Here is a 24,899-nt window from a genome sequence, read left to right as displayed (position 1 = left end):
CTGGCACAGGTGAGGTGGGGCGTCTGGCGGTGGGCGGGGAGCTGCCGGCTCCTATCCCGCCTCTCCCACCGTCTCCAGCGCCCTCGGGTAACTCCCGATGATCTTCGCGTAGCTCGCCTTTCTCAGGACCCCGGCGAGGGCCTGGGCGACCTGGGGGTCGCGGGCCGAACCCTCGATGTCCACATAGATCAGGTAACTCCAGGCGCGGTCGCGGCGGGGGCGCGACTCGATGCGCGAGAGGTTCAGGCCGCGCAGCTCGGCCAGCGTCTCGACCAGAAAGCCGGGGGTATGGCGCACGGCGAAGACCAGGCTGGTCTTGTGCGGCGCGTCCGAAGGCGCGGGTTCGCCGCGCGAGAGCAGCATGAAGCGGGTGTAGTTGAACGGCTCGTCCTCGATCTCACGGGCCAGAATTTCCAGGCCGTACAGCTCGGCGGCGCGCTCGGAGGCGATGGCGGCCTCGTCGCGGGCGCCGCGGGCCGCGAGGTCCTTGGCGCTTCCGGCGGTGTCGTGGGCGGCGACGGGTTGCAGGCCGTGGTTGCGGATCAGTCCGGTGCACTGGTCGAGCGCGGGCTGCTGGGACACCACCCGGCGCACCTCCTCCAGCCGCACGCCGGGCAGCGCCATCAGGCAGTGGGTCACGCGCACGACGACCTCGCCCGCGACGTGCAGGTCGGTCTCCGAGAGCAGGTCGATGGACTGATGGATGGCGCCCATCAGGCTGTTTTCGACCGGCAGCACGCCGTAGTCGGCTCCCCCCGTCTCGACCGCCCGCGCGACCTCGTGGAAGGTGGGGTAGCCGCGCGTGGTCACGCCCGCGTGGGGCACGCCCGCGCTGCCGAGCGCGTGCAGCGCGGCGATCTCGCCGTAGGCGCCGGGGTTGCCCTGAAAGGCGACCGTGAAGTGTGTGCCCCCGGCGGCCTCTGCCTGCCCCTGCCGCGCCGCGTCCTCGCTCATGGGGGGAAGGCTAGCGCACGGCGTCCCAGGCGGCGCCCAGGCGGGGTAGACGAGCGGTAGACTCGGCGGCGTGTCCCCTCACAGCCCCGATCCCGTGCTCGACCTCGACGCCGCCTCGCTGAGCGCCGCCACGCGCCGGGGCGACCTGACCGCGCTGGAAGTCACCCGCACCTACCTCACGCGCCTGAGGGCGCACAATCCCAGGCTGCGCGCCGTCATCACCGTCAACGGGGCCGCCGAGGCCGACGCGGAGCGGCTCGACACCCTGCCTCCCGAGCGGCGCGGCCCGCTGCACGGACTGCCCCTGCTGATCAAGGACAACATCGACGTGGCGGGGCTGCCCACTACCGCCGGAAGCCTGCTGATGACCCGGCACGTGCCGGAGGTGGACGCGCCGCTGGTGGCCCGGCTGCGCGCGGCGGGCGCGGTGATTCTGGGCAAGGCCAACCTGACCGAGTGGGCCAACTTCATGACGCTGGGGATGCCCAACGGGTACTCGGGCGCGGGCGGCCAGACGGTCAATCCCTGGGGGGAGGGCATCGACACGGGCGGGTCGTCGAGCGGGAGCGGCGTGGCGGTCGCGGCGCGGCTGTGCGTGGCGGCGGTCGGCACCGAGACCAGCGGCTCGATTCTCAGCCCGGCGCAGCAGCAGGGCGTGATCGGCCTCAAGCCCACCGTGGGCCTGATTCCGCGCACCGGGGTGGTGCCCATCAGCCACAGCCAGGACACCGCCGGGCCGATCACCCGCAGCGTGCGCGACGCCGCCCTGCTGCTGGGGGTCATGGCCGGGCCGGACGACGCCGATGAGGCGACCCGCCGCTTTCCGGTGCCCGACCTGTCGCTGCCCGCCGGGGCCTTGTCGGGCAGCGTGGTCGGCGTGCTGCGCGACCCCCCCGGCGCCCCGGTCAGCGAGGCCGAGCGGGCCGGGCTGGCCCGCGCCGAGGCCGCGCTGGTGGAGGCGGGCGCCACCCTGCAAGACGTGACCCTGCCCAGCGCCGCCGAACTCAGCGGCTGGCGCATGGAGGTGCTGGTCTACGAGTTCAAACGCGACCTGAACGCCTACCTCGCGGGGGTGCAAGACGGCCCGCACAGCCTTGCCGAAGTCATCGAAGCCGGGGACGCCGACCCCGAGCGGCTCCAGCGTTACGGCCAGACGCTGCTGTACGCCGCCCAGGGCACGCGCGGCGACCTCTCGGAGCGCGCCTACCGCGAGGCCCGCGCCCGCGACCTCGACCAGACCCGCACGCGCGGCCTCGATCCCCTCTTCGCCCAGGGCCTCGACGCTCTGTTGTGGCCCGGCCTGCACGGCTACGCGGTGGGGGCCAAGGCGGGGTATCCCAGCGTGACGGTGCCCACCGGGCTGCACGAGGGGGCGCCGATGGGCGTGGTGCTCACCGGCCCCGCCGCCGGTGACGGCCGCCTGCTCGCGCTGGCCGCCGACCTCAACCTGCGGCTGGGCGGGGTACAGTTCCCGCTTGACCCGGCCTGACCTCCCGCCGGACGCGGGGGCCGCGCGGCTTGACCCGCCTGCCCCACCCCGACTAGCATGGGCGGGCTGCCCGGCCGGGCAGGGTGGGGCGGTTAGCTCAGCGGTAGAGCTTTCGCTTTACACGCGACGGGTCGGGGGTTCAAGTCCCTCACCGCCCACCAAGAGGAACGCCGTCTACGACGGCGTTCCTGCTTTTTGTCTTGCAAGCCCTGAGATAGGTTTGACAGACAAGTGACAGACTAAAGGCTGTTATGCGCCCGCTTATGCGGTTTTCGGCTCCGCCTCCTCCTGGGTCGGCACGTTGTCCAGGGTGGCCAGACCCAGATGGCGCGCTACCACGTGCACGACACGCGCTTCGCTGCCACTCACGCTCTGGGCGTACCTGAGCGACATCAGCGGGGATGTGTGACCCATCGCGTCTTGGAGATCTTTGATCCCCACTCCGTTTTGCAACGCCGCAGTGGCGAAACCCGATCGGATCGAGTGGAAACGCCGGTGCGGGAGGCCCGCACGCTCCAGGACCGTTGCCCACTCGCGCCGGACGTTCCGCAGGCTCCAGGGCGTGCCGTGTGTTGTTGGAAACAGCGCCTCGTACTGACCTGCGGGAGGGGAGGGCGGGATCGAACCCTCCGGGAGGGTGCTCCCTCCGCGCCGTCGCGCCGCCTCCCGCTGTTTCGCGCGGGTGCTCTCCGACGTTGTCTTGCGCCGGCCCCAGGCCTCACCAGCCTCCTCCTTTAACCGAGCCGAACCCTTGAGATGCTGTTCCATCAGGGCACGGGCCTCCGGCGGGAGGGGCAGGCGGCGTTTGGCAGCCTCTGTCTTTGGCTCCCCCCGTGCCCCGTGTTTCTGGGCCGTCCCGGTGATGTGGAGGGTGCCAGTGGCGGGATCGTAGTCCTGCGGACGCGCCCCGACCAGCTCACCGAGCCGCGCTCCTGTCATGAACGCCAGCACGAACAGCGGATACAACCGCGACTGCTGAGCCGAACGGAGGATCGCCTTGACCTGGTCGGGCGTCCATGCCTCCTCGCGAACCTTAGTCGTGCCTCGCGCTGCCCTGACCCGTTTGGCTGGGTTACTGGCGATGATGCCCGCGTCTACCGCATCGTCCAGCGCCACTTGCAGGCGCTGCCTGCACTTGTTGCACGTACTGGCCGCCTTGCCCTCCCGTTCCAGGGCTGTCAGAAAAGCCTGGATGTCCTGGGCCGTCAGCTGCTGAACCCTTCGGGTCCCGAGCCTGGCGCTGATCTTGCTTACCAACCAGGTCCTGTTTTCCACCGTACTGTGCCGGCCGGCTGGCTGACTGGCCTGCCAGCGTTGGAGGAGCTGGCCAACGGTGAGGTCGCGATCTGCGCTGGAGAGTTGCTGAGACGCGTTGTAGTCGATCTTCCGGGCCGCTTCCAGAGCTGCGTCGTAGGTCGGGAACGTCCCCTGATATCGATGTCGTCGACCGTCCGCGCCCCGGGGCATCTCTGCCGTGACGCTCCAGCGTCCATCCTGACGTTGCACGATCGAGGGCTGGCCCCGCTTCCCGCGTTCCCGGGCGCTCTTCTTTCTGACCTTGCGGGTCTCGGTCACAGCAGTTGCCCCTCGAACACGATGCGACCGACGATCCTGACCTCGTCTGGACGGTAGAGGCGATCTGACGTGGCCAGGACGAGCGATGCCTCCCCCTCTCGGAGGGCGCGTGCTCGCAGAAACACCTGGGTGCCCTGGGGCCGTTCGCGGAGGATCATGACGTACTGTCTGCCAGCGACCAGGCGCTTCTCGTCCTCCGTCGCATCCATCACGATGATCCCCGGTTCCCGCTCGAGGACATAGGCACCAAGGGGCGGGAGGCTCAGCCCTGCCAGCACGCCCACCGCATCCAGGTGACTGGGCCTGAGCAGGTCAACAGCCTCCATCGGTCGTGGTTGGTTGGTGATGTTGGCCATCTCCTGCTCGCTCAGGCCAAGCACTGGTGCCAGGCTCCCAACGTACCGGGAGCGCCCGGGGTGGACTGTCCCCGACTCAAGCTTGCTTAGATACTGCTTTGAGGGGACGTTGCTCCGCGCCACCACGTCCTCGAGAGTCAGGTCCAGCGCCCGGCGCTTCCTCCGCAGCAACTGGCCCGCTTCCTCCGCGCTGAAGCCGGTCTTAACAAACATCTCCCGGTCTACACCTGATCGATCTGCCACGAGGTCACCTCAAAGGTGACTTTATCATACTCCTCAGTGACACGCGACCCAGAGTCCTGCCATGAACGACATCACCACGCTCGCCATCCTGGTTCAGATCCTTGCTGTGCTGGAGCGGTTGGAGCAGGCAGTGGTGTCGCGCGATCAGGTCGAGCACGAGCACGACAAGATCCTGAAAACCGCGGAGGCGGCGCAGTTCCTGCGGATCGGCCAGGCTGAGCTCTTGGGGCTGGTGCACAGTCGACAAGTGCCTTGCACCCGGTGGGGCAAAGCTTTTCTGTTCTCCAAGCGGCAGCTCATCGAGACGTTCAGAACGACGGCCCAGAACCACCTCAACAACGCCGCCGACTGAACGGAGTGACGGCGCTCTTCCGCTCCCTGTGGCTCGGCATCGTTGCCGTGTGCTCGTCATGGCTGCCTCGCCGGGACAAAGCCACTGCGACTAGGCAGGTGAGTCCCCAGGCTGACGCCCTGCCAGTACTAGCCCAGTCCCACCCGCCCCAGATAACCAGCCCCCCGCGTCAGCCCGACGACCGGCTCCGGCGGCGGGCCAGTGACGAACAGAGTCGCGTTCTCGCAGAGAGGTTGCTGAGTCTGCGGGGGGACTGGACGCACGTCGTCGTGGCGGTGGCGGGCATCGATGACAACCCTTACAACCCAGCCACCATCGATGAGGTGCGGGCGTTCATCGCCCACCTCCTGCCCGCGACACCTGCGGTGATCAAGCTGGAAAGGAGTACCCGCCTGCGTGCCGGCGGACTCCACCTCCACCTGATCGTCCCGGCCAGTTCGCCGCCGACGCAGCGGACCCGGTGGGAGTTCGTTACGGGTGACGGCGTCATCATCAGGGCACGGCGTCAGGGCTGCACCCGCATCCGCGCCGGTGCGGCTGACCTGAGTCGTCTGATCGCCTACCTCCATAAACCCTCGCACGCTGGAGCGAAGTGGTTCCGCCCGCGAGGGGAACAGCATCCGCACTACTTGGCCGCTGTGGATGCCCTGCAGACCGGGCTGGGGATGTGCCGGGAGCGCGGCCTTCAGGGGCTGCGGCGCACTCTCTGGACCCAGCATCTGCCGAGGTGCCCTCCCCAGGTGCCGGTACCAGCGCCGCCTCCTGAACTGTTGTCACCCGCTGCTAGCGAACGCAAAAGCCCTAGCCCGGTTGTGCACGAACGCGAGTCGCGGATTCCCGGGCGTACTACTCTTCTTTCGCCTGTGCTGTTGCCTCAGCCGGGCGAGGCGGGACGCCAGCCAGCAACATGGGGAGATGGGACTGACCTCCCCGAACGAACGCCGCCCTGCCAGGGGAGTACGGCGCGCGTAGCGCCACTACTCCCAAGACGTCGGCCCATCTGGCTCCGGCCAGTGCTGATCATGCTGCTCACGACCTGCCTCCTACTGCTTACGGCATAACTCCATACACCTTAGGAACGGTGCTCCTTAGGAGCCACCCGTGCCCTGGCCTCTGGCCCTCCCTGTCACCGGTCGAGGCGGCTATGTCTACGGCCGTCACGATGACAGCGACCGGTCATCGTGGGCCATGCTCCATGCGCGCACCTGTGAGGTGTTGGTCACACGGTGGAACCTACCAGGGGCGACTGTTGTTGGTACTGGCAACCCACCGTGCGTTGATCAACAGAGCCATGAGCAGCATGACCACTGAACCCACCGCAAGTTCATCACGGGTACCCACCACGGGTTCACCGCGGGCACCATCTACCGGCTAACCCACCACCGGTTGATGCGACCGCGGAGACCCATCGTGTGCAGAAGCACGGGGCCTTACCACCGTTGTGGACGTCTTTTCGTCACATGAGCGCGCGGAGCGCCCATGCGTGCCAGACGGAAGTCATGGTCTGTAGAAACTTCAAGTGACCTAGAACTCCTCGGACACAGCCCGGCCCGAGAACCACGCATCACGGTGCCCGTGGCTGCGGGTTCGGCTGTCGGATCAAAAACCCTGTTGCCCACTCTACGGGCGGGCAGCGGCGAGGGAGTAGGGGAAGGGCCAGCAGGGTCAAGCAGAGGAGAGAGGAGACGAGTTCTGGAGGAAGGAAAGATGCAAACGAGACACCACCTCAGGATCGACAACGCAGACGCACCGCGACTACGCGAACTCACCCGGAAGGGCTGGCTGGCCCAGCGCTCCCAGCCACTCCCCGGCATGTTCGGTGGCCGCGTGTACGCTCCGGACCGCGCGGCCCTCCAGGACCAGACTGCCATCCACGACGAGCGGTTGCGGATGGGACACCTGAGCCTGACAGCGGAACTGCACCGTCTGCCGCTGACGGAACATCGCCTGCTGATCGCAGGTTCGAAAAACTACGAGCAGTTCGAAAACCAGGATGTGCTCGCAAACGGTCTGCTGGCGCCCATGTCCCTGCTGCAGCGGCGAGCGTGGGTGACGGATCTGGTGACAACCACACGGCAGGGGCGGCAGCCTACGGTTACTGACCTGCCGGCTGAACCGGGTAGCTGGCTCCGGGCTGAAACTCGACTCGTAGATCTGGATGGCCTGTGGTTCGTCAGCTTGGCGTTCGAGATGCCCCGCCCTCCCAGGTCGCAGGGCGGATGCGTTCTCGGCATCGATGTCGGCCTCTCGCCTCTGGCTGTCGCTGCAGGGGTCAACACGGTCCTGAGTACCGCTCCGCTGCACCTGCTCACCGGCGCAGGTTTGCGTGCGCTCGAGAGACAGATCGCCGGACTGCGCCCGGGGATGCAGCATGAGGTGGAGCGCCGTTACGAGCGCCTGATCTCGGGTGCTGCGCGCCAGGCGCTGGAGGTGTTCACCGATCAGATCATCGCCCGGGCGTCGGCCGTCTCGGTTGAGAAGTTGACCTTGTCCGGCTTCGAGAGTGACTTCGTTGAACGTAGCCGTGAGCGTGCAGTCGCCGACTGGCTGCAGTCATGGTTGCCACAGCGGCTGTACGCCGCTGGTATCCCACTACGGCGGGTGGCTCCGCACCACACCAGCCTGCGCTGTCACCGCTGTGGCCTCCCCGGGCAACGTCTGCGGGACAGGTTCAGCTGCCGGGCATGCGGTTCGCTCAACGCCCATGAAAACGCCGCACACAACATCCGTCGGCGAGGCTGGGGTGGCCGCCGGTGGGCGCGGTGATGGGGCTTCCTGAGCCAGAGCACTTGGAGGTCACGCTGCCGCTTGCCGTCCTGGCGCTGTCCCGCTGGTTGCCCTGGATCGCGTTGCCCAGGGAAAGTGGCGGGATCGGGAAGGTGCCAGCTTTGCCCACCCGGGGTCGGCTGCGACCGGTAGATGGCCGAAAGGCTGGCGTGCCCTGGCGCGAGGCGCTGGACCTTGCCGCTGGACACGGAGCCGCCGGGATCGGCGTGGTACTCACGGGGGGTTGCGGTGTGTGCGTGCTCGACCTCGACCACCCGCTATCGAACCAGGGCAGGGCACTTCTGGCGGACATCGGCAGCTATGCCGAGCGTTCGCCCTCAGGGTTGGGCGTGCATGTCTGGCTGAGAGGGGATGTCACTCGAAACCGTCGGGTGCCTGGAGTCGAGGTGCTGGGGACTGGGTTCGTGACTGTCACGGGTTCCGCCCTGCCAGACCGGAGCCGCAGTCTGGATGCGGTGCATCCTTTCCTGACCGCCCCGCTCACGGAGAGGAGGCCGGAGGTGCTTGAGGGTGCTGACCTGCAGTTGGATGACCAGCGGGTCCTTGACCTGCTGACCCGGGCGCGAAACGGGCCACGTGCCCGCCGGTTGTTGGCGGGCGACTGGGAAGCGGGGGGCTATCCCAGCCAGAGCGAGGCCGACCTGGCCGCAGTGCGGATGCTGCGGTTCTACACGCAGGACGTGGCACAGCTTGAGCGGTTGATGCGGGCGAGCGGGCTGAGCCGTCAAAAGTGGGGTCGCGGCGGTTATCTCCCGCGCACGATCCAGCGCGCGCTGGAGTTAGGTGGCCCTGTCTGGGGTTCAAGGGAGGATGCATGAACGATCACTACTACGAGCTTGATCTGCTGCCCACTCGGCAGCAGGCAGCGCGGCTTTTGAAACTGGCTGATCGGCTGACTGACCTCCGCCTGGCCGTGCGGCGTCAGCAGTTGTGTCCGGATACTCCGGTTGCCGTTTTCCAGGGTACCGCTCAGAGCGCAGCCAGGATCTTCCCCCGTGCGCTCGTGGAGTACGTCATCGAGCTGGAGCAGAACCAACTGGCGCGCGAGGAGCAGCAGGGTCAGTCCTTGAACGTGGGCCGCGTTCGCCAGCCCGTGCTGTCCGGGCCAGCGCTGGTGCGCCCACTCTGCCCGGGTTGGGTAGGGGTTACAGGCGTATCGGGCGCAGTTCGTGCCCGGACGGACTGGGCACGTCAGTTGCCACCCTGGGCCCAGTTCGTCCTCGGGCGGGAGTGCTCACCGCCGTGCGGTCCAGTCCTGCCAGTCCAGGCAGTGGCAGAAGCCCAGCGCCTGGACTGGGCGGAGATCCGCTTGGAGGCTCACGGTTGGACCCTGGACCTGGGGTTTCAGTGGGACGCCTATCCGGCGTGGCGCCTCATGCCCGGCGGGATGGACACAGGGGGGGGAGGGGAGGGGCAGTTGAGGTTACTGATGGGTGAGGTGCCCTGGAAAACCTGAACTACTCCAACTCGGCAGTCAGCCCCAGGCTCCGCGCGTTTTCCAGCACTGCGCGCTGCTGATGGGTTGCCAGCCCGTGCGGCGCCTGGGCGCGGATGACCACCTCCACCTGGACGCCGGCACCGGCCTCGATAAGCTGCTGGATGATCTCGGCGTAGATGTCCTCGAACCGTTTGACCATCCGGGTTCCATCGAGCGTACCCTCTAGGTGCGCGCGGGTGGGCAGGACCGGGGCCGGGACCGGGGGGGTAGGCGGGGTGCCGCCCTGGACGTGTCCAGCCTTGGCAGTGGTCGTCACACCCGTCGTCACCTGGTGAGCTGCGGCGGCCCCGACCGATATCGCCTGTTGCTGCTCGGCCAGCCGCTGGCGCATCGCCGCCTCGATGTTGACCAGCAGCGAGTGGTCGTCAACCCGAACGGTCGCTGGCTCACCAAACCGGAGGTTGAGGTACGTTTCACCGTTCTGGCCGTCGGCGTAGGCGAAGTAGGGCTGCTTTGTCGTCAGCCCATCCTGGATGGCGCTCAGCAGAACTTGGGCGTTTTCCAGGCGGTCGAGGTAGAGGTACTGCGCGAAGTACTCGAGCAGCTGCCGTATAGGGAGGTGAGGCCGTCCGTTCCAGAGCAGGGCATCAAGCTTCAGCTTGAGCGGGAGGCCGCCGTACGTCCCTATCAGCTGGCCCTCGCCCACAAGTTTCCGAGCCGTCCGCTCTAGCAGATCGCCCTCGCCATTCAGGCGAGTTTCTTGCAGTGCGATGGTGGGTTGACCGGTCCCCGTGATCAACTCGGGCACTAGGAGGAAGGCGTAGGCGGCTCCCAACAGCAGATCCGTCCCTTTGCTGTGCTCCTCCATGCGCCCGGCGGCCTGCCGCTTGTCGCTCGGCGTGAGGTTGTCTTGCTCGGCGCGGGTATGGATCTGCTGCCACGCCAGGTACTGCCGGGTGCGGCTCAGCAGATCATCCAGCCGCGACCGGTCGGCGGCCAGCAGCACCACGTTGTTGCGGCCCAGGCGGTCGCCACCTGCTTTGCGAGTGACGATCTCGTGGGCACGCTGCGCCGCGGCGCTGTCCTGGGCGCCTTTCACGTGCGGCTGCGAGGGCGGCAGGATCACCAGCCGCACGCCCGGTTCACGCGCGTCGTCGGGGACATCGGCTGGGGAGTCTGTGACGTGGATACCGGCAAACGCACCCTTGTTCTTGACCAGTGCCTTCAGGCGGCGCTCGACCTCGGTCGTCACGTCCTCCGGGGGCAGTTGAAGGGCGAGGTCGGCAGCGCGGCGGTTGAGGCTGGGCTGGGTGCTGTACCAGTACTGCGATGCGTCCACGTAGAGGTAGACCGCTTGCGAGGAGATCAGCCGCAGGGCGTCGCTGAACGGGCCAGCAGTTTCGCCCGGTTGCACGCTGCCCAGCAGGATGCTGCGCGTTTCCACGCCAGCATGGGCGGTCTTCGCCCTGGGCGCCGTGCAGAGGAACACGGTGCGGGCCACCCGGCGGGCGGCGGCCACCTGACCCAGCCTCCCGCTCTTATCTTCGGCCTCCACGCGGACAGGCAGGCTGTTGGGCCCGTCCACTTCCTGGTTCATGATCGCTTCCCACGCCTCGCCCAGGTAGTTGCGCAGTTCAGCCTGCACTCGCACGTCGTCGAGGGGGAGGTTTCCGGGCAGGATCATCAGGCTCTTCTCGCCGCTCTGCCACAACCGGTGGATCACCAGGGCCATCAGCCGGAGCACACCGCGCGTGCGCTGGAAGCGTTCGAGGGTACTCCAAGTGCCGAACAGGGCATCGAAGAGGGAGGGGTGGATCGGATAGCTTTTGCTCAGCCGCCCTGCAAAGTCGGGTTCGGACGCCCCCTGCGGAAACTCTGTTGCGTGGGTGGTGTAGTGGGTCATGAACGCACGAACCACCGCGTCGGCCTGTCGGTGAGCGTCGCCCTGAAGGGGTTCGAACAACCGGCGGCGGACGATCTCGAACGACTCCTCGGGGTTCGCGGGCAGCCAGGTGCTCTGGACGCGCTTGAACGTCTCCTGAAGCGCGCTCAGCGCGGCGCTGCCACCCTGGCCCGCCACCTCCGACTGGCTTTGGGGGAGGCTGGCGACGACCAGGGCGCGAGGCACCCGCTTGGCGGCCTCGGTGAGGGACTGGGCAAACGAGATGTTGGACTCGTACGAACCGGCGTTGAGGTCGCTCCGCCCGTAGAGCTCGCGCAGCTGCGCCACCCACTCGTCGATCAGGATCAGGCAGGGGCTCGCCAGCGTGAGCAGCCGCGTCAGCATCTCCGCACCAGGGTTGGTGCGCTGCTGATCAGCCTCGGCGACCAGGGCGTAGCCCGCCGCACCCGCGAGCTGGTAGGCCATCTCTCCCCAGAGGGTGTTGGTCACCGTGCCGTCCTGCTGCATGCGGCGGCCGATGCCCAGGTCCGTGCCGACCAGCACCGCGCGGTTCACACCGGTTGGGGCTGTGGACAGGCCCGCCCTGGAGTGAACCTCCTCCAGACCGGCCAGTTCTCGCGAGGGCACCTTGCCGAAAAGGTGGTACAGCGCCAGCATGGAGTGCGTCTTGCCGCCCCCAAAGTTAGTCTGGAGTTCGACCACCGGATCGCCTTCGCCCTTGCCCAGCCGGTTCAGGGCGTTGGTCAGCAGGTCACGCAGGCCCGCCGTGATGTAGGTGCGGGCGAAGAAGTCCTGGGGGTCGCCATACTCGGAGCTGGCCTCGCCTTTGTGCACCTGCGCCAGGTCAGCGGCGAACTCGGCGGCCATGAAGTTGCCCTCGCGCACGTCCTGGTGCGGGATGATCACATCCCGCCAAGCCTTAAGACCTTCCGGGACGCGGCCCTCGACCACTGTGACACTGCGGGTCACCGCGCGTTCCTGCTCACGGAGCTTGATCCGCATCGTCTCGTCGCGTTCCTTGAGCAGGTAGGCCGCGACTGGCAGTTTCATGGCGCTGGCGACCCGGTGCATGGTGTCCAGTGCCCGGTGGGTGTCGTCGTAAGTGAACGGCTGGTCATGGGCCAGCGCGTTGCGCCAGCTGCGCAACTCGAAGATGTGGTTGCGGTCGTCCGGGCGCAGCTTGTCGCCAAAGGCGTCGTGCCAGAAGTCGGCGATCACCTTGACCAAGAGTTGCATGTCCCAGACCGGCTTGCCCACGCCATCCACGGGGACGCCGGAGAACCGCGCAGTCACGCGGCCCACCCAGTCTGTGCCGAACGCCTTCAGCAGACCCTTCTCGACGTACACCACCAGTTCTTCAAGGAGGGCGTCCTGCGCGCCCTGAACGCGTTGCCGGTTGGAGAGAGCCATATACGGGCACAGGCTACAGCCTGCCCGAGGCCGACCGTCGCGCAGGTGCTGTGCCTGCGTGGAAACGCGGCCTGGCTTCGGTCAGCTGACCGCCTTGATGCGGTCGGCGTACAACTGCACCAGCCGGTGCCCAGGCAGAAGGGTGAGCACCTGGGACCACTGGCTTTCCAGAAACTCCCGCAGCGCCCGGGCGCGCAGGTTGCCGCAGCGAAGCTGCACGACCCAGGGCGGTGACGCATCACTCAGCAGGATGTGGTCAGTCAAGCCGATAGTCTTGGTCATCTTGACCAAGGTGTGTTGGGCTGTGCCTTTTAGTTCCTCCCCATCTGCTCCAGCAGCGTTTCCATGCGGGCGTCAGCCGTTTCTGCCTCAGCCCGCGCTGCCGCTTCTGCTGCTTGGCCCCACGAGGCCACTAAGGCGTTGTAGACCTGCCCCTCGCTGCTCCAGCCCTTGCGCTCGCAGATGCCGTAAAGGCGGTAGGCCAGTTGCCGCGCGGAATCGGCGAGATCACCTGATGCAGAAGCCTGAAGCTGAGCCATCAGCCTGCCCGCAGCATCCGCACCCTCCTGGTCGTTGATGCGGGCGAGGTGCTGCACTGCTTCCCAGGCGGTCGGGCGCTTGTCCGCCTGCGGGTTCCAGCCTGCGGCCAGTTCATCCCTCCGCTTCAGCCGGACCTTGCCCGCCCTGGACAGGATCAGGCCTGCCTCGGCCACGCCTGCCACGCTCACGCCGCGCGCGGTTGCCAGCGTCTCGGCGTCGCCGTAGGCCGCTTCCTCCAACCCGTGCGTCTCGAACCACGTCACCGCAAAGCGGGTGTCCGAGTCCAGGTGACCTTCCTGCTCCGCCAGGTACTCGTCGAGCGCCGCGTTGATCAGTTGCAGCGCCACGCGCACGGGCATGCGCGAACCGTCAGACTCCAGCACATCTCGGTAGCGACTGTAGACCGCCATGCCGGGGCCGATGCTGGCTTGGGCCATGTCTACCGGGAGCAGGTTGCTGGCGGTCAGGGCCGAGAGTGCGGTGGGCAGACTGCGGCGCAACTCGCGCAGGAAGTCGGTGCGGGTGGTCAGCGGGGCGTCCTGAGGGCGAGGGCGGCAGACCATGACGATGGAAGTGGCAAGAGCGTTGGAGCCTTGCCCACGCATACGGTTACTCAGCTCACTCCGAACAGGCCAAGTGCCGTTGATGGAGTAGCCAGCTTGGATCACGGCTTCAAGGAAGGTGGCCCAACCGGTACTGCTCACGCCGCTCCCTGTTGTTTCAGCCTGCTTGAAGGCGTAGTAGATGGCCGTCGGATACTCTTGGTTGCCCTGGGTCGCCATGTTGTGCATGGCCTGCGTCATGCCCTTGAGGAAGAACTGTTCAGAGGCGTCCTTGCCGCCTTGCCTGAACGGGTTGGCAACGAGTTCTTCTCGCTTCGGTACACCCATCGTGCCGAACAAGTCGGGGTAAGTAGAGCGCAGTGAACGACGCAACCACACATAAAAGAAGTCGGACAGGTCAGCGTAGCCGATGTTGTCGTAGTAGGGCGGGTCGGTGGAGATGACCGCCTTGGGGGGGACAAGGCGGGCTGCGGCGTCAAGCTGACGTTCCGATCCGGCGACAGTGGCCGGTAACATCTCTACAACCTTTGCCACCCAGTCGATACTTGGCCCGATCGTCCCCGAGGAGGAAGCAAAAAAGTTGCCTTCAGCAGTATCCCAGTTCATGGATATGGCTTGGCGGGCAAAGATGCCTCTGACTTGTTCCTTGGATGGACTAGCATCCCAAGTCCCCATGTTGTTGTTGCGTTCGGTGGTTCGAGAAACGACAAGACCTAAGTACACACCCACCGCTTCCGCATAAGCCAGCGCCCCGTTCCCACCCTCGCGTAGCGGCTGACCTTCCGGCATCCCAGCGGCCAGGGCATCGGCCTTCACGCGCTCGCGGGCCTCAGCCACCAGGTCAGAGAAAGTGGTCAGAGCGACGAGTTGGCGGGGAGTGAAGAGGTCACCGAAGGTTGTCATGCCGTAGTTGGGTGCCGTGATAGCGCGGGGGTCGTTACCAAGTGGTTGTTCTGGCTTCCACTGAGGTTCCGCGCTTGCCGCCGCCTGCTCCATCTCCTCCGTCGGGTCAAGGTACGCGCGCTGGCGGTTGCCCTCGGCGACGATCGCCATCAGTCGTGTGCCCATGCGTCCGGCCTTGCCCTCGGCGCGGATGTAGGTCAGCGGAAAAGGCGTGCCGGTCAGGATGCATCTGGCCCCGGTTCGGCCCACGGTGCCTTCCTGCAGGTGGTCGGGCAGTTTGCCGTGCCGCACCACGAAACGGTAGGTGTTGCCGTCCACCACAGGCTCTACATATCTCTCCTTGCCTTTCTTGGTGCTGAGTGCAAAGGAACGCACTAGGGGAACGTGTGCGCCGCCCGCTGCGGGGTCAGGGCTGGCGACGGTTCTGGCCCATAGCCACGCGATCACGGTGGCTTCTTTGCCGTCCGGTAACCTGGCCTTCGGGTACAGGTGGCCGATCCGGGCCTCGGCCTCCGCCTTCATCCAAGCGCCGTAGTGGCGCACGTCGGCGGCCAGACCCTGCGCGCCGTGAAAGGTGCTGCCCTTCATCCTTGTGTGAACCGCTGGGCGTCCTGCGAAACGCGGCGGGATCTCGATGCTCGCCTTGCCGATCATCACGGCCACCGGGTTCAGGTCGCTGCCGTGCGCCTCCAGGCCCAGCCGCTGCGCCTCCAGCGGGATGGTGCATCCGCCCGAAAAGGGGTCGAGGACGGGAGGCGGCGTGCCACCGGTGGACAGGCGGATCAGACGGTTGGCCTGCTCCAGCACGGGCTGGTTGGTGGTGTTCTCCCACTCCACCAGCTCGGCGATGAAGTCGAACAGGCGGTTGCGGGGCGTGTCCTCGGCGGTGGCGAAGGTCCCCGGTCGTCCCGGCACGCGCGGGTGATCCTTGTCGTTGCCGCGCGTCAGGATAGTCAGTTCCCGACAGGCTTGCACAAACTCGGCGGGAGCGCCCGCATCGTTCGGGTCGTCCACAAGTTGCGCGAACAGGATGGCGCGGGCGGTGGCGAGTGGACGGCGTGCCCACCACAGGTGCAGCGTGCTGGGATGCCCGTGCCGGATGGACTTCTCGCGGGCCGAGGCGGCGTTGATGGCTTCCAGCGGCAGGGCGACCTCGATCAGCTTGCGTCGCAGAGGTTGGGTGGTCATGGGGTCGAGGTCGTCCTGCAAGAAGTCATAGCCCGGAAAGGCTACATGAGGAGTATGAAAAGTGGGTGACGCTCTACCGGGTGTCGGCGATCTCTACAACGTCCTCCGTTTCCAGAAGCTGCTGCGCTGCCGGGAAAGTAGCGGTAAAGATGGCCTTGAGGTGCTGGGTGCTGGTGTTTCCGCAGGTCACGTACAAGAGCCGGGGCGGGCTGCCCAGCCGCAGGACACGTTCTAGAAAGTCGGCGTCCTTGGAGATCACGGTGGCGTTCGCGGCGCGGGCCGCGTGGAAGATCACGTCGTCAGGCGCGTCCCGGTAGCCGAGGTAAGCGGCACTGAAGGCAGGCACGCCGAACGTCTGGGTCAACCAGGGGGCGAGTTGCGGCGGAAGCTGCGCGTCGATCCAGTACGTCACGCGCTCAGGCGCGGGTGGTTGATGTAGCGTGCCGCCCACAGCAGGGCCGCCTGGATGTCTTCACGCTCCAGATCGGGGTAGTCCGCCAGGACGTCCTCGATGCTGACGCCCGCACCCAGCAGGTCCAGCACGTCGCTGACCCGCAGCCGCATCCCGCGGATACAGGGGCGGCCCCCGCACTGCGCGGGGTTGACGGTGATGCGCTCCAGCAGGTTCATGCCCTCAGCATAAGGCGGGACCCGGCTGGGAAACTGGGCTCCCTCAGTGCGGCGGCTGTGCCAGCGCCTCCAGGTCACTCAGCCGGAACGTCGCGGCGACCTCCGCGAAGCCGGGTTCCCGGAAGGGCAGGTGGCTGACGTAGCGGGGCGGGTGCGTGCCCTGTGCCGTGACGCGCACCAGCGCCAGCCGGAACTGCTCGGGGGCGTTGCGGCTGGCGAGCATCTCGTTGCGGGTCAGGGTGACGGTGTCCGCGTCTTCCCAGCGGCCCTTGACTTCGATGAAGTGAAGTCGGCCCGAGTCTGGGTCACGGCTCTCGAGGTCGTAACCCAAACCGCGCTCGGCGCTCACGTCGCGGGGCTGGCGGCCCAGGGCCAACTCGGTCTGCCAAACGGCCTGCATGGCAGCCTGCTCGACGCGTGCGCGGGCAGCCGCATCCACGCTGGTTTCCTGGGCGGCTGCGGAAAGCGTCAGTGCCTCCGGAACCACCAGGGCCACGCCCAGCACTTCCGGCACACCCGCGCTGATGGCGCGCTCGCGGTTCAGGTCGTCCAGGCGGCGCTCCAGGCGTTCCGCTAGGGCGGCAGCCCGCTCGCGTGCTTTCTGGCTGTTCACGCGTGGCTGTTTTCCCTGGGCCTCCTGGCCCTTCAGCTCGCGGGCGCGGGCGTCCCAGTGGTTGATCTCGCGCATCAGCCGCGCGTGGACCTCGTGTTCCACCCGGTCGATATGCGGCAGGCGCATGCCGCGCACTTCCTCGACGTGCTGCGGCGCGAGGTGCCCGGCAGCGTAGGCGCGCACCAGGGCGGGGATGTCGCCGCTCAGCCAGTTGGCCTGCGTGTGCGGACGGGCCAGCGCATCCTCGGCAGGCGTCGGGGCACGGTAGTCCAGGTGGGGCGCGAACCCGGCGTCGTGGGCGCTACCGTCCGGGTGCAACTCGACGAACTGGAGGCGGCGGCTGACCACCGTGTAGGTCTGCCCGCGCGTGGCTCGGTTGTCGCGCACCTCGTGCATCACGTAGGCCAGCAGACGCGGGTGCGGCGTGCGGTTCTGCGGGTCGATCAGCACGCTGCCCTGACGCAGCACGGCCTGGGCTTGCGAGAGCGTCAGGTCGATCACGGCGTCCAGCAGGGGATGGCCTGGGCACAGGAAGGCGGCCTCCGGGCTGTGCCCCTGCGAGCCGGGGCTGCGGATCAGGTGCTTGTCGAAAGTGACGCGCCGGTACTCTCGGTTCACGGGTAGGCCGGGGTGCAACTCCTGGGCACGGTCGCGAACGCGGGCGGGCACTTGGCGGATCTCGTAGCGTCCGTTTTCACGGGGCATGGCGTTGCCACCCAGGCTCCCGAACGCCGTCAGAAAGAAGGACTCGATGAAGTGGGGCTGGAGTTTCCGAGCCTCGGCGCGTTCCATGTCGTCACGGATCCGCATGACCTCGCTGGTGTCCATGCTGGCCTGGCCCAGGGCACGCTCTTCCAGTAGGGCGCGCAGCGCGTCCGTGTCCACCGCGCCCGCGATGGCCTGGTGCAGACGGGCGCGTACGGCGGGGCTGTCGCCGTAGCGGATCGCTTCCATCAGCAGGTCACGCAGGGGCTGGCCCTCGAACAGTTGGCCCAGGACGTCGAAGACGCGGCCGCCCAGCGCACTGGCCTGGGCCTCCAGCTTGTTCAGGAGCGTGGCGTAGACGTCGCCCTCGCGGGTGCCCGCGGCCACAAGGTTCCACAGGAAACAGACCTCTTCCTGCCCGATGCGGTGGATGCGGCCGAACCGCTGCTCCAGGCGGTTGGGGTTCCACGGCAGGTCGTAGTTCACCATCAGGTTCGCGGTCTGGAGGTTCAGACCCTCACCGGCGGCATCGTTGGCGATCAGCACCTTGAGGTCACGTCCGTGGTTGAAGCGTTCCACGATGGCTCGCCGCGCCTCTCGGCTGACACCGCCGTGGATCAGCTCCACCGCCTCCTCCTGCCCCAGCAGGGTACGGATGCGCGAGGCCAGGTAGTGCAGGGTGTCCCGCGCCTCGCTGAACACGATGAGCTTGCGCCGCTCGCCATCCGGATGGAACATCTGGGGCGACTGCAACACGTCCGAGAGCTGGGCCCACTTGGCGTCGCGCCGGCTGTTCCGCAGCCGCAGGGCCTGCTGCTCCAGTTGGGTCAACATGCCGATCTCGGCCTGAAGCTCCTGCACCGTCTGAGCGCTGGTGGCCCGGTCCAGGACTTCCTGTTCCAGGGCCTCGGCTTCAGCCTCGCCCAAGTCGTCGAACTCTTCCCAGTCGTCGGCGGTGGGGAGGTGGACTGTGGTCTCCTCGCGCACGCGCGCCTCCAGCCGCTCGCGGCGGCGGCGCAGGGACTGGTAGATGGCCTCCGGGCTGCTCGCCAGGCGACGTTGCAGGGTTTGCAGGGCGAAGCCGACGTTGACGCGGCGGTTCTCGTCCAGGCGGTCGGCGCGGTTCATCTCCTCGCGCACGTAGTCCGTCACGTCGTCGTAGAGCGCCTGCTCCTCCGGCGAGAGGGCGTAGGCCACCGTCTGCGAGACGCGCTCGGGGAAGAGAGGACGCCCGTCGAACCGTTTGAGGTCTTCCTTGACCATCCGGCGCATCAGGTCGCTGGCGTTCACCTTCCCGGCGCTGCGACCTTCGAAGCGGTCGGCGTCTAGGAGGCTCATGAAGAGCCCAAAGTCCTCGTCCTTGCCGTTGTGCGGCGTGGCGGTCATCAGCAGGAAGTGCCGGGTCTGCTGAGCGAGTTCGCGGCCCAGCAGGAACCGCTTGGTGTACTTTGGGTCACTTCCGGCCACGTGGGCGCTCATGCGGTGCGCCTCGTCTACGACGATCAGGTCCCACTCGTGTGCTGCGAGCCGGGCCTGCAACTCCGGGTTGCGGCTGAGCATGTCCATGCGGGCGATCCAGAACGGCGACTCGCCGAAAGGGTCGGCGGTGCGGCTTGCGGTGATCCGGTCGCGCGAGAGCAGGTCGAAAGCCAGGCCAAACTTCTGCGCCAGCTCGTCCTGCCACTGCTCAACCAGGCCGCCGGGAGCGACGATCAGGCAGCGTTCCACCTCGCCGCGCACCATCAACTCCTTGATCAGGAGGCCCGCCATGATGGTCTTGCCCGCGCCGGGGTCGTCGGCCAGGAGGAACCGCAGGGGCTGACGGTTGAGCATCTCGCCGTAGACCGCCGTGATCTGGTGGGGGAGCGGCTGCACCTGCGAGGTGTGGATGGCGAGGTAGGGGTCGAAGAGGTGCGCGAGCTGGATGCGTAGCGCCTCGGAGACCAACCGCAACTGCGCGGCGTCGCCGTCGAAGGTGTAGGCGTTTGGTCTGGCGACCAGTTCACAAGTTTCCAGGTCGCCGGGGTAGATCAGCCGTTCGGTCAACTGCCCGCGCGAGTCCTTGAGGACCACGCTGAGGATCTCCGGAGTCACCGGGTTCACGCTGAGCACCTGCACAACCTGGTCAGCGATCAGGCCACGCACGGAGGTGCCGGAGCGGAGGTCGTCGAGCAGGAGGGGCATAGGAGGGTTCAGCCTAGCGCGGAGGCAGTAGCTGCAGAGACGCAGTTGCTGGAGCGCCCACCCGTTGACAGACAAGTGACAGACTAAGCACCGCCGCATACCGGGTTGGAGTGAGCCAGACGGAGCCGCACAGTCCACAAAAGCACGTGCTACAGCGCGCAGTGAGTTCAGCTGAAGCTTTCAGCTCTGGCTTTACACGCGACGGGTCGGGGGTTCGAATCCCTCACCGCCCACCAAAAAAGGCCCGCCCAGCGCGGGCTTTCTCGTTTCGGGAAAAGGCTCCCCGGTGCCCCGTGCGTAATCCGTGCGTAACCGGCTATTTCTGCACCGTCAGCAGGTCGTCCAGATTCAGCGCCCAGTCCTCGCGTTCGGACTGGAACACCGTTCGGTACTGGGTCAGCGTGAAGGCCACCGAGGCGTGCCCCAGCTGCTTGCTCACCACCTCCACCGGCACGCCCCGGCGCAGGCTCAGCGAGGCGTAGGTATACCGCAGCCCGTGAATCGGCAGGTACCGCACTCGCGCCGCCTCGCAGATGCGCGCCATGTCGCGGCGCAGGTTGTGCGGGTCGAGCGTCGCCCCGAAGGCGTTGGTGAAGACCCGTCCGCTGTCCGCCCAGGGGCGCTTGCGTTCGTACCCCTTCGCGTGCCCCTTCACCGGCCCGGCCAGGGCCTCGGCCTGCTGCGCTTGGTCGGCTCGCACCGCCCGCAGCAGCGCCACCGTGTCGGGCGAAAGGTAGGCCGTCCGGCGGGAGTGGCCGGTCTTCGGCGTGGTGATGCTCGACCCAGCGGTGCTGTCCGTGACGATCTCCTGCACCCGCGCGGTGCCGCCCTCCAGGCCCACGTCCTGCCAGCGCAGCCCGGTCACCTCGCCGCGCCTCATGCCGGTGCTCAAGGTGAACACGAAAAAGGGGCCGCGCCAGTCCTCCCGGGCGGCGGCCAGAAAGGCGGCGGCTTCCTCGGGCGTGAAGGTGGGCAGGCCCTTGCGTTCCTTGCCGCGCGCCGGGGCCGGCTTCACGATCTCGGCCACGTTGAGGGTGACCAGCTCCAGCCGGTGGGCCTCTCCCAGCGCCGAGATCAGGGACTGGTGAACCTGCCGCTGGCTGCTGGCGCCCAGGCCCTCCCGGTTGCAGTGGTCGAACAGGCGGCGCAGGTCGGCGGGGGAGAGCTTTTGCAGCCGCCGGGCACCGATGGTCGGCAGGATGACCCGCTGGAGGTGCCCGTCCTGGATCTCGTGAGTGCGGACGGCCTGGCTCTTCTCCTTGCCCGCCAGCCAGCGGGTGAGGTAGTCCCCCAGGGTCTCGGCGCTGGGGTCCACCACGCCGCCGCGTGTGGTGTCCACGATCAGGCGGGCGAGCTGCTGCCCGGCGGCCGTTTTGCTGTCGGTGGTGCCGCTGTGCCGGGCGCCCTCAATCATCACAGCGCCAACGGCCCAAGGGCAGATTGCGAACGCTGCCCTGGCCGTTGCCGCGTTTGCGGGTGGGGCGGGTCATGTCACCAACTTCAGACGGTCAGGGCCGTAGCGGTCGGCCTGGATATCGGTACTCACGCGGATGGCACCGACGGTAGGGGAGGTGCAAGGTCATTGCATCAGACCAAATATCGCGCCAAATAGCGCTTGAAAGGTAAATCGGATCGTTTTCATATTGATTCCCTTACCCCCCAGATCACATCGCTGATCTGGGTGCTTAAGCAAACGAAACCTAGGACAGCAGCCTAGTGAGGCAGTGTGATGCCTGCCAGCAGGGCCTCATTGAGCAGATTCATAGCGCGGGCGGTGATCGACGGCGCGTATCAGCTTGCCGTCGCGGACAGCCCCGAATGGGTGGTGCTGTAAATCTGGCAGCGCCGATGGATACCGGGCATTACGATTCAGCCCGTGTCTGCTCTCCCGCGTGATATCCCGGCCCTCACCGGTCTCCGTTCCATTGCCGCCTGGTGGGTCGTGCTCGGCCACTTCGGTCCCTGGGTGCTCACGCTGCCGGGCGCGGCCCTGATCGCCCCGCTGGTCCACAGCGGGCATATCGGTGTGGATGTGTTCTTCGTCCTGTCGGGCTTCATCCTGGCCCACAACTACCTGCACCGCTTCCAGGGTGGCGCGAGTGTTGGGCAGTGGGGAGGCTTCCTGCAACAGCGGCTGGCGCGCATTTACCCCACCCACCTCGTCACGCTGCTGGTCATGCTGGCGTTGGTGCTGCTGCTCGGCCCGCTTGACACGAACGTGCCGTACACGCCAGCAACGTTCGTCGCCAACGTGTTCCTCGTGCACGCCTGGGGCGGTCCCGGCCTGTGGACGTGGAACTATCCGGCCTGGAGCATCAGCTGCGAGTGGGCGGCCTATCTCGCCTTCCCAGCGCTCGCCTGGGCGGCCATGCGCGTGAAAACGGGCTGGGCCGCGCTCGGATTGGCCGCCGTCAGCATGGTGCTCACGCTGGCAGGGATGTTCGTAACCGCGCAGGCCGATCTGGAGGGCGCGCAGCCGCTCATCCGGATCGCGGGAGAGTTCACGGCGGGCGTGCTGCTCTACCGCGCGGTGCAGTTTGGCTCGCTGGACTGGCTCCGCAACTCGTGGTCGCCTGCGGTGGCGGCGTTGGGCGTGGTGAGCGTGGCGGTTACGGCGGTTGGAGTGGGCGTGGATGCCCTGCTCGCGGTGCCGTTCGCGGCGCTGCTGATTCCCGCCCTCGCCCTCGGCTCCGGCTCCCTGGTCCGCTGGCTGTCCAGCCCGGCGCTGGTGTACTGGGGAAAGTTGAGCTTCGGGCTGTACATGACCCACGGCCTCGTGGAGCTGCTCGCCCGCCGCTTCCTGCCCGCTGCCGAGTTCGCGGCCCTGCCCCTCTGGGAGCGCCTCACCTGGCTGGCGCTCATCCTGGCCGCCGTGATCGGTGTAGCGTGGCTGACGTACCACACCGTCGAGGAGCCTGCTCGGAAGTGGCTGCGGCAGCCCCGGGCAGCGGTGGTACGTCAGGCGGCCGACTGAGCCAGCCCACCCTCAATGCCAGTCTCGCTCCTGCCGAGCGCGGGGGCGTTGTCTCAGAGGTCTTCCTGTCATCAGTTTTGAATTCGGTAGGTTAAGGCATGACTCAGCGGTTCTTGAGCCTGGACTCTCTGCGCGGCCTCGCCGCCCTCACCGTGATGTTCGGTCACTATGTCAATGTCCTTCCAGCGTTCTACCCGCCGTGGCAGGCAGGAAGCACGCCCCTCGTCCACGCCCTGAGTTACTCGCCTCTGCACCTCTTCTGGGACGGCCATGCGGCGGTGATCCTGTTTTTCGTGCTCAGTGGGTTCGTGCTCTCCCTGCCCTTCTGGCAAGGCCGGGCGCTCCCCTACGGCACGTTCATGATTCGGCGTGTGGCCCGTATCTGGGGGCCGTACATCGTCGTCATGGCCCTGGCCCTGGCCCTCAGCGCCTTGATCCGGCCGCAGGGCGCTCCCGAGTTGAGCGCCTGGTTCAATCTGCCCTGGCATGACCGCAGCCTCAAGACCATCGGCGAGCATGCCCTGCTGATCGGACCCTTGACGAACGACGCGACCCTCAATCCTGTGATCTGGTCCCTGCGGCACGAATTGCGGATGTCGCTGGTGTTTCCCCTCCTGATGTTGCCCCTGCTCTGGGGCGGCCGGTGGGGTGGCCCCGCCCTGCTGGTCCTGCTGACCGGGCTGTCGTACTACGGGTTCCACGACAACACCTGGGACACGCTGCGTTACGCCTACCTGTTCGTCCTGGGAGCGCTGCTCGCCCGCTTCGCCCCGCGGCTGCCCCTGGAATGGGAAGCCCTGGAAAAGTGGCAGCGGGTGGCTGTGGGCGTGGCGGCTCTGGCGCTCTATACCCTGCCGTGGTGGTGGCAGGGCACGGTTGCGCCGTCCGCCAACCGCTCGATGCTCAACGACTGGGCGATTGCGTTGGGCGCTGGCCTGATGATGGCGGTGGCCCTTGGGTCCCCCTGGGCAAAGCGCATCCTGCACACTGCGCCGCTGGTCTGGCTGGGACGCATCTCCTACTCGTTGTACCTCTGGCACGCGGTGGTGCTGCTGCTCGTCGTCCATCTGCTGCGGGGAGTGCTGCCGCTGTGGGTGCTGCTGCCTGGGGCAGCGGCGTTGTCTCTCTTGGTGGCCCATACGTCTGAGCGCGTGCTGGAGCGCCCCTTGATCGCGTTGGGGAAACGTCTTGGACGGCAGGCCCCATCACCTTCGGCGGCTACGTCAGCCACCGATTAACACTGCATCCCTTGCAACAGCCCCCGCCCCGCGCGGGGGTTTGCTCATCCCACCCAGGACCCGGCCTTGCGGCGGGTCTCGTTTGGCAGAGAGAGGAGATCCATGCACAGAGCCTTCCGGGCTGCCCTCCTGCTGGGGGCGGTCTTTCTTTAGCGTTGCCCCTCCGGCAGCAGCTCGTGCGCGTCACCATCAGCCCCGGCTGCGTCCTACCTCCCCTCGGCTACCTGGTCCTGCGCCCCGGCTACCCCCGTGAGGACCGCTACTGGCTCAGCCCCTGCGGCAGCGTCCAAGTCAAACGGCCCGGCGGCAACTGGGTCACCGTTTGGAGGTCGGGCGGATGAAGTTCATCCGTCCCCGCGTGCAGGTCCCCGCCGGTACGGCGGGCGATCAGCCTCTTGCCCTGCTTGCCAAGAGGCGCGAAACCTCGTGGAGCCAGGCGGCGGCGCTGCGGACTGAGCTTCAAGGGCAGATCGATGAGCTGCGCGAGGAGATTCGCACCCGGGACACCGAGTTGGCCGACACCCGCGCCCGTCTCTCCAACGTCGAGGGACAGCTCGCCGCCATGCAGCTCGACCGCCGGACGCTGCCAACATGAGCTGATTGCCGCCCACAGCAACCCCCTGGCCGACTCCACCCCTCACCCCACCCAGTGCGATTGGTTCACCCCTGGTCCGATATGGACTCGGCAAAGCCTCGTGGACGTAGGAACAGGGCGGCGCAACCCGGAAGAAGTAAGGCCAGAAAATGCCGTCTCAGACGAAGAGAACGGAAGGCGACGGAACGGATGGGGCTGAGGCGGCATGGCTTCAGCTCCGCTTTACACGCGACGGGTCGGGACTTCGGATCCCTCACCG

General features: G+C 67.2%; 18 protein-coding genes and 1 tRNA gene. 9 read left to right on the top strand and 10 right to left on the bottom strand.

Annotation, left to right across the window (positions count from 1 at the left end; translation table 11 throughout):
- Window positions 1-51 precede the first annotated feature (51 nt).
- Window positions 52-954, bottom strand: coding sequence for a prephenate dehydratase (locus HNQ09_RS02995; protein WP_184025327.1), 903 nt, complete (start codon window positions 952-954; stop codon window positions 52-54).
- A 70-nt stretch (window positions 955-1,024) separates the two neighbouring features.
- Between HNQ09_RS02995 and HNQ09_RS02990 the strand changes: the two genes are divergently transcribed.
- A complete protein-coding gene (locus tag HNQ09_RS02990) occupies window positions 1,025-2,443 on the top strand; it encodes an amidase family protein (RefSeq protein ID WP_184025324.1) in 1,419 nt (472 codons plus the stop codon).
- Window positions 2,444-2,529: 86 nt separating this feature from the next.
- Window positions 2,530-2,604: transfer RNA gene (locus HNQ09_RS02985), tRNA-Val, on the top strand.
- Between the two features lie 100 nt (window positions 2,605-2,704).
- Here HNQ09_RS02985 and HNQ09_RS02980 read toward each other — a convergent pair.
- A complete protein-coding gene (locus tag HNQ09_RS02980; RefSeq protein WP_184025321.1) occupies window positions 2,705-4,018 on the bottom strand; it encodes a tyrosine-type recombinase/integrase in 1,314 nt (437 codons plus the stop codon).
- Window positions 4,015-4,587, bottom strand: a complete 573-nt coding sequence (locus HNQ09_RS02975; RefSeq protein WP_184025318.1) for a helix-turn-helix domain-containing protein — start codon at window positions 4,585-4,587, stop codon at window positions 4,015-4,017. Before HNQ09_RS02975 ends, HNQ09_RS02980 begins: the two co-directional genes overlap by 4 nt.
- Before the next feature lie 91 nt (window positions 4,588-4,678).
- On the opposite strand from HNQ09_RS02975, the gene HNQ09_RS02970 reads away from it, so the two are divergent.
- From HNQ09_RS02970 to HNQ09_RS02955, 4 genes are all read left to right on the top strand, one after another.
- Window positions 4,679-4,969 carry a MerR family transcriptional regulator gene (locus HNQ09_RS02970; protein WP_184025315.1) on the top strand — a complete coding sequence of 97 codons (291 nt, stop codon included), beginning with the start codon at window positions 4,679-4,681 and terminating at the stop codon, window positions 4,967-4,969.
- 1,707 nt (window positions 4,970-6,676) lie between these two features.
- Window positions 6,677-7,735 carry a zinc ribbon domain-containing protein gene (locus HNQ09_RS02965; RefSeq protein ID WP_184025312.1) on the top strand — a complete coding sequence of 353 codons (1,059 nt, stop codon included), beginning with the start codon at window positions 6,677-6,679 and terminating at the stop codon, window positions 7,733-7,735.
- A 257-nt stretch (window positions 7,736-7,992) separates the two neighbouring features.
- Window positions 7,993-8,574, top strand: coding sequence for a phage NrS-1 polymerase family protein (locus HNQ09_RS02960; RefSeq protein ID WP_184025309.1), 582 nt, complete (start codon window positions 7,993-7,995; stop codon window positions 8,572-8,574).
- Window positions 8,571-9,212, top strand: coding sequence for a hypothetical protein (locus tag HNQ09_RS02955; RefSeq protein ID WP_184025306.1), 642 nt, complete (start codon window positions 8,571-8,573; stop codon window positions 9,210-9,212). The genes HNQ09_RS02960 and HNQ09_RS02955 overlap by 4 nt, the downstream gene beginning before the upstream one ends.
- 1 nt (window position 9,213) lies before the next feature.
- On the opposite strand, the gene HNQ09_RS02950 is transcribed toward HNQ09_RS02955, so the two are convergent.
- The 7 genes from HNQ09_RS02950 to HNQ09_RS02920 all read right to left on the bottom strand — a co-directional run bounded on the left by HNQ09_RS02950 (window position 9,214) and on the right by HNQ09_RS02920 (window position 21,247).
- Window positions 9,214-12,507, bottom strand: a complete 3,294-nt coding sequence (locus tag HNQ09_RS02950; protein ID WP_184025303.1) for a DUF499 domain-containing protein — start codon at window positions 12,505-12,507, stop codon at window positions 9,214-9,216.
- Window positions 12,508-12,588: 81 nt separating this feature from the next.
- Entirely contained in the window at window positions 12,589-12,789 is a 201-nt protein-coding gene (locus HNQ09_RS02945; protein WP_184025300.1) for a hypothetical protein, read from the bottom strand.
- A gap of 29 nt (window positions 12,790-12,818) precedes the next feature.
- On the bottom strand, window positions 12,819-15,701 hold the full coding sequence (locus HNQ09_RS02940) for a DUF1156 domain-containing protein (protein ID WP_184025297.1): 2,883 nt from the start codon (window positions 15,699-15,701) through the stop codon (window positions 12,819-12,821).
- A gap of 73 nt (window positions 15,702-15,774) precedes the next feature.
- Window positions 15,775-16,113 carry a DUF5615 family PIN-like protein gene (locus HNQ09_RS02935; protein ID WP_184025294.1) on the bottom strand — a complete coding sequence of 113 codons (339 nt, stop codon included), beginning with the start codon at window positions 16,111-16,113 and terminating at the stop codon, window positions 15,775-15,777.
- The gene (locus tag HNQ09_RS02930; RefSeq protein WP_184025291.1) at window positions 16,110-16,331 is read right to left on the bottom strand and encodes a DUF433 domain-containing protein; all 222 of its coding nucleotides are present in this window, start codon (window positions 16,329-16,331) and stop codon (window positions 16,110-16,112) included. Before HNQ09_RS02930 ends, HNQ09_RS02935 begins: the two co-directional genes overlap by 4 nt.
- A 43-nt stretch (window positions 16,332-16,374) precedes the next feature.
- On the bottom strand, window positions 16,375-19,833 hold the full coding sequence (locus HNQ09_RS02925) for a helicase-related protein (protein ID WP_184025288.1): 3,459 nt from the start codon (window positions 19,831-19,833) through the stop codon (window positions 16,375-16,377).
- Between the two features lie 316 nt (window positions 19,834-20,149).
- Window positions 20,150-21,247, bottom strand: a complete 1,098-nt coding sequence (locus HNQ09_RS02920) for a tyrosine-type recombinase/integrase (RefSeq protein ID WP_184025285.1) — start codon at window positions 21,245-21,247, stop codon at window positions 20,150-20,152.
- Window positions 21,248-21,709: 462 nt separating this feature from the next.
- Here HNQ09_RS02920 and HNQ09_RS02915 point away from each other — a divergent pair, with 462 nt between their 5' ends.
- From HNQ09_RS02915 to HNQ09_RS02905, 3 genes are all read left to right on the top strand, one after another.
- Window positions 21,710-22,807: an acyltransferase family protein gene (locus tag HNQ09_RS02915; RefSeq protein ID WP_184025282.1), complete on the top strand. Its 1,098-nt coding sequence runs from the start codon at window positions 21,710-21,712 to the stop codon at window positions 22,805-22,807.
- Window positions 22,808-22,905: 98 nt separating this feature from the next.
- Entirely contained in the window at window positions 22,906-24,045 is a 1,140-nt protein-coding gene (locus tag HNQ09_RS02910) for an acyltransferase family protein (protein WP_184025279.1), read from the top strand.
- A gap of 337 nt (window positions 24,046-24,382) precedes the next feature.
- Entirely contained in the window at window positions 24,383-24,640 is a 258-nt protein-coding gene (locus tag HNQ09_RS02905; protein WP_184025276.1) for a hypothetical protein, read from the top strand.
- Window positions 24,641-24,899: the final 259 nt, after the last annotated feature.

It is taken from the genome of Deinococcus budaensis (assembly GCF_014201885.1).
Classification (GTDB): domain Bacteria; phylum Deinococcota; class Deinococci; order Deinococcales; family Deinococcaceae; genus Deinococcus; species Deinococcus budaensis.
This window is presented reverse-complemented; position numbering and strand designations above follow the sequence as displayed.

Coding starts and splice junctions, on each gene's coding strand:
- HNQ09_RS02995 (WP_184025327.1), bottom strand. CDS start 954: ATGAGCGAGGACGCGGCGCGGCAGGGGCAGGCAGAGGCCGCCGGGGGC.
- HNQ09_RS02975 (WP_184025318.1), bottom strand. CDS start 4,587: ATGTTTGTTAAGACCGGCTTCAGCGCGGAGGAAGCGGGCCAGTTGCTG.
- HNQ09_RS02970 (WP_184025315.1), top strand. CDS start 4,679: ATGAACGACATCACCACGCTCGCCATCCTGGTTCAGATCCTTGCTGTG.
- HNQ09_RS02965 (WP_184025312.1), top strand. CDS start 6,677: ATGCAAACGAGACACCACCTCAGGATCGACAACGCAGACGCACCGCGA.
- HNQ09_RS02955 (WP_184025306.1), top strand. CDS start 8,571: ATGAACGATCACTACTACGAGCTTGATCTGCTGCCCACTCGGCAGCAG.
- HNQ09_RS02950 (WP_184025303.1), bottom strand. CDS start 12,507: ATGGCTCTCTCCAACCGGCAACGCGTTCAGGGCGCGCAGGACGCCCTC.
- HNQ09_RS02945 (WP_184025300.1), bottom strand. CDS start 12,789: ATGACCAAGACTATCGGCTTGACTGACCACATCCTGCTGAGTGATGCG.
- HNQ09_RS02940 (WP_184025297.1), bottom strand. CDS start 15,701: ATGACCACCCAACCTCTGCGACGCAAGCTGATCGAGGTCGCCCTGCCG.
- HNQ09_RS02930 (WP_184025291.1), bottom strand. CDS start 16,331: ATGAACCTGCTGGAGCGCATCACCGTCAACCCCGCGCAGTGCGGGGGC.
- HNQ09_RS02925 (WP_184025288.1), bottom strand. CDS start 19,833: ATGCCCCTCCTGCTCGACGACCTCCGCTCCGGCACCTCCGTGCGTGGC.
- HNQ09_RS02920 (WP_184025285.1), bottom strand. CDS start 21,247: ATGATTGAGGGCGCCCGGCACAGCGGCACCACCGACAGCAAAACGGCC.
- HNQ09_RS02910 (WP_184025279.1), top strand. CDS start 22,906: ATGACTCAGCGGTTCTTGAGCCTGGACTCTCTGCGCGGCCTCGCCGCC.
- HNQ09_RS02905 (WP_184025276.1), top strand. CDS start 24,383: ATGAAGTTCATCCGTCCCCGCGTGCAGGTCCCCGCCGGTACGGCGGGC.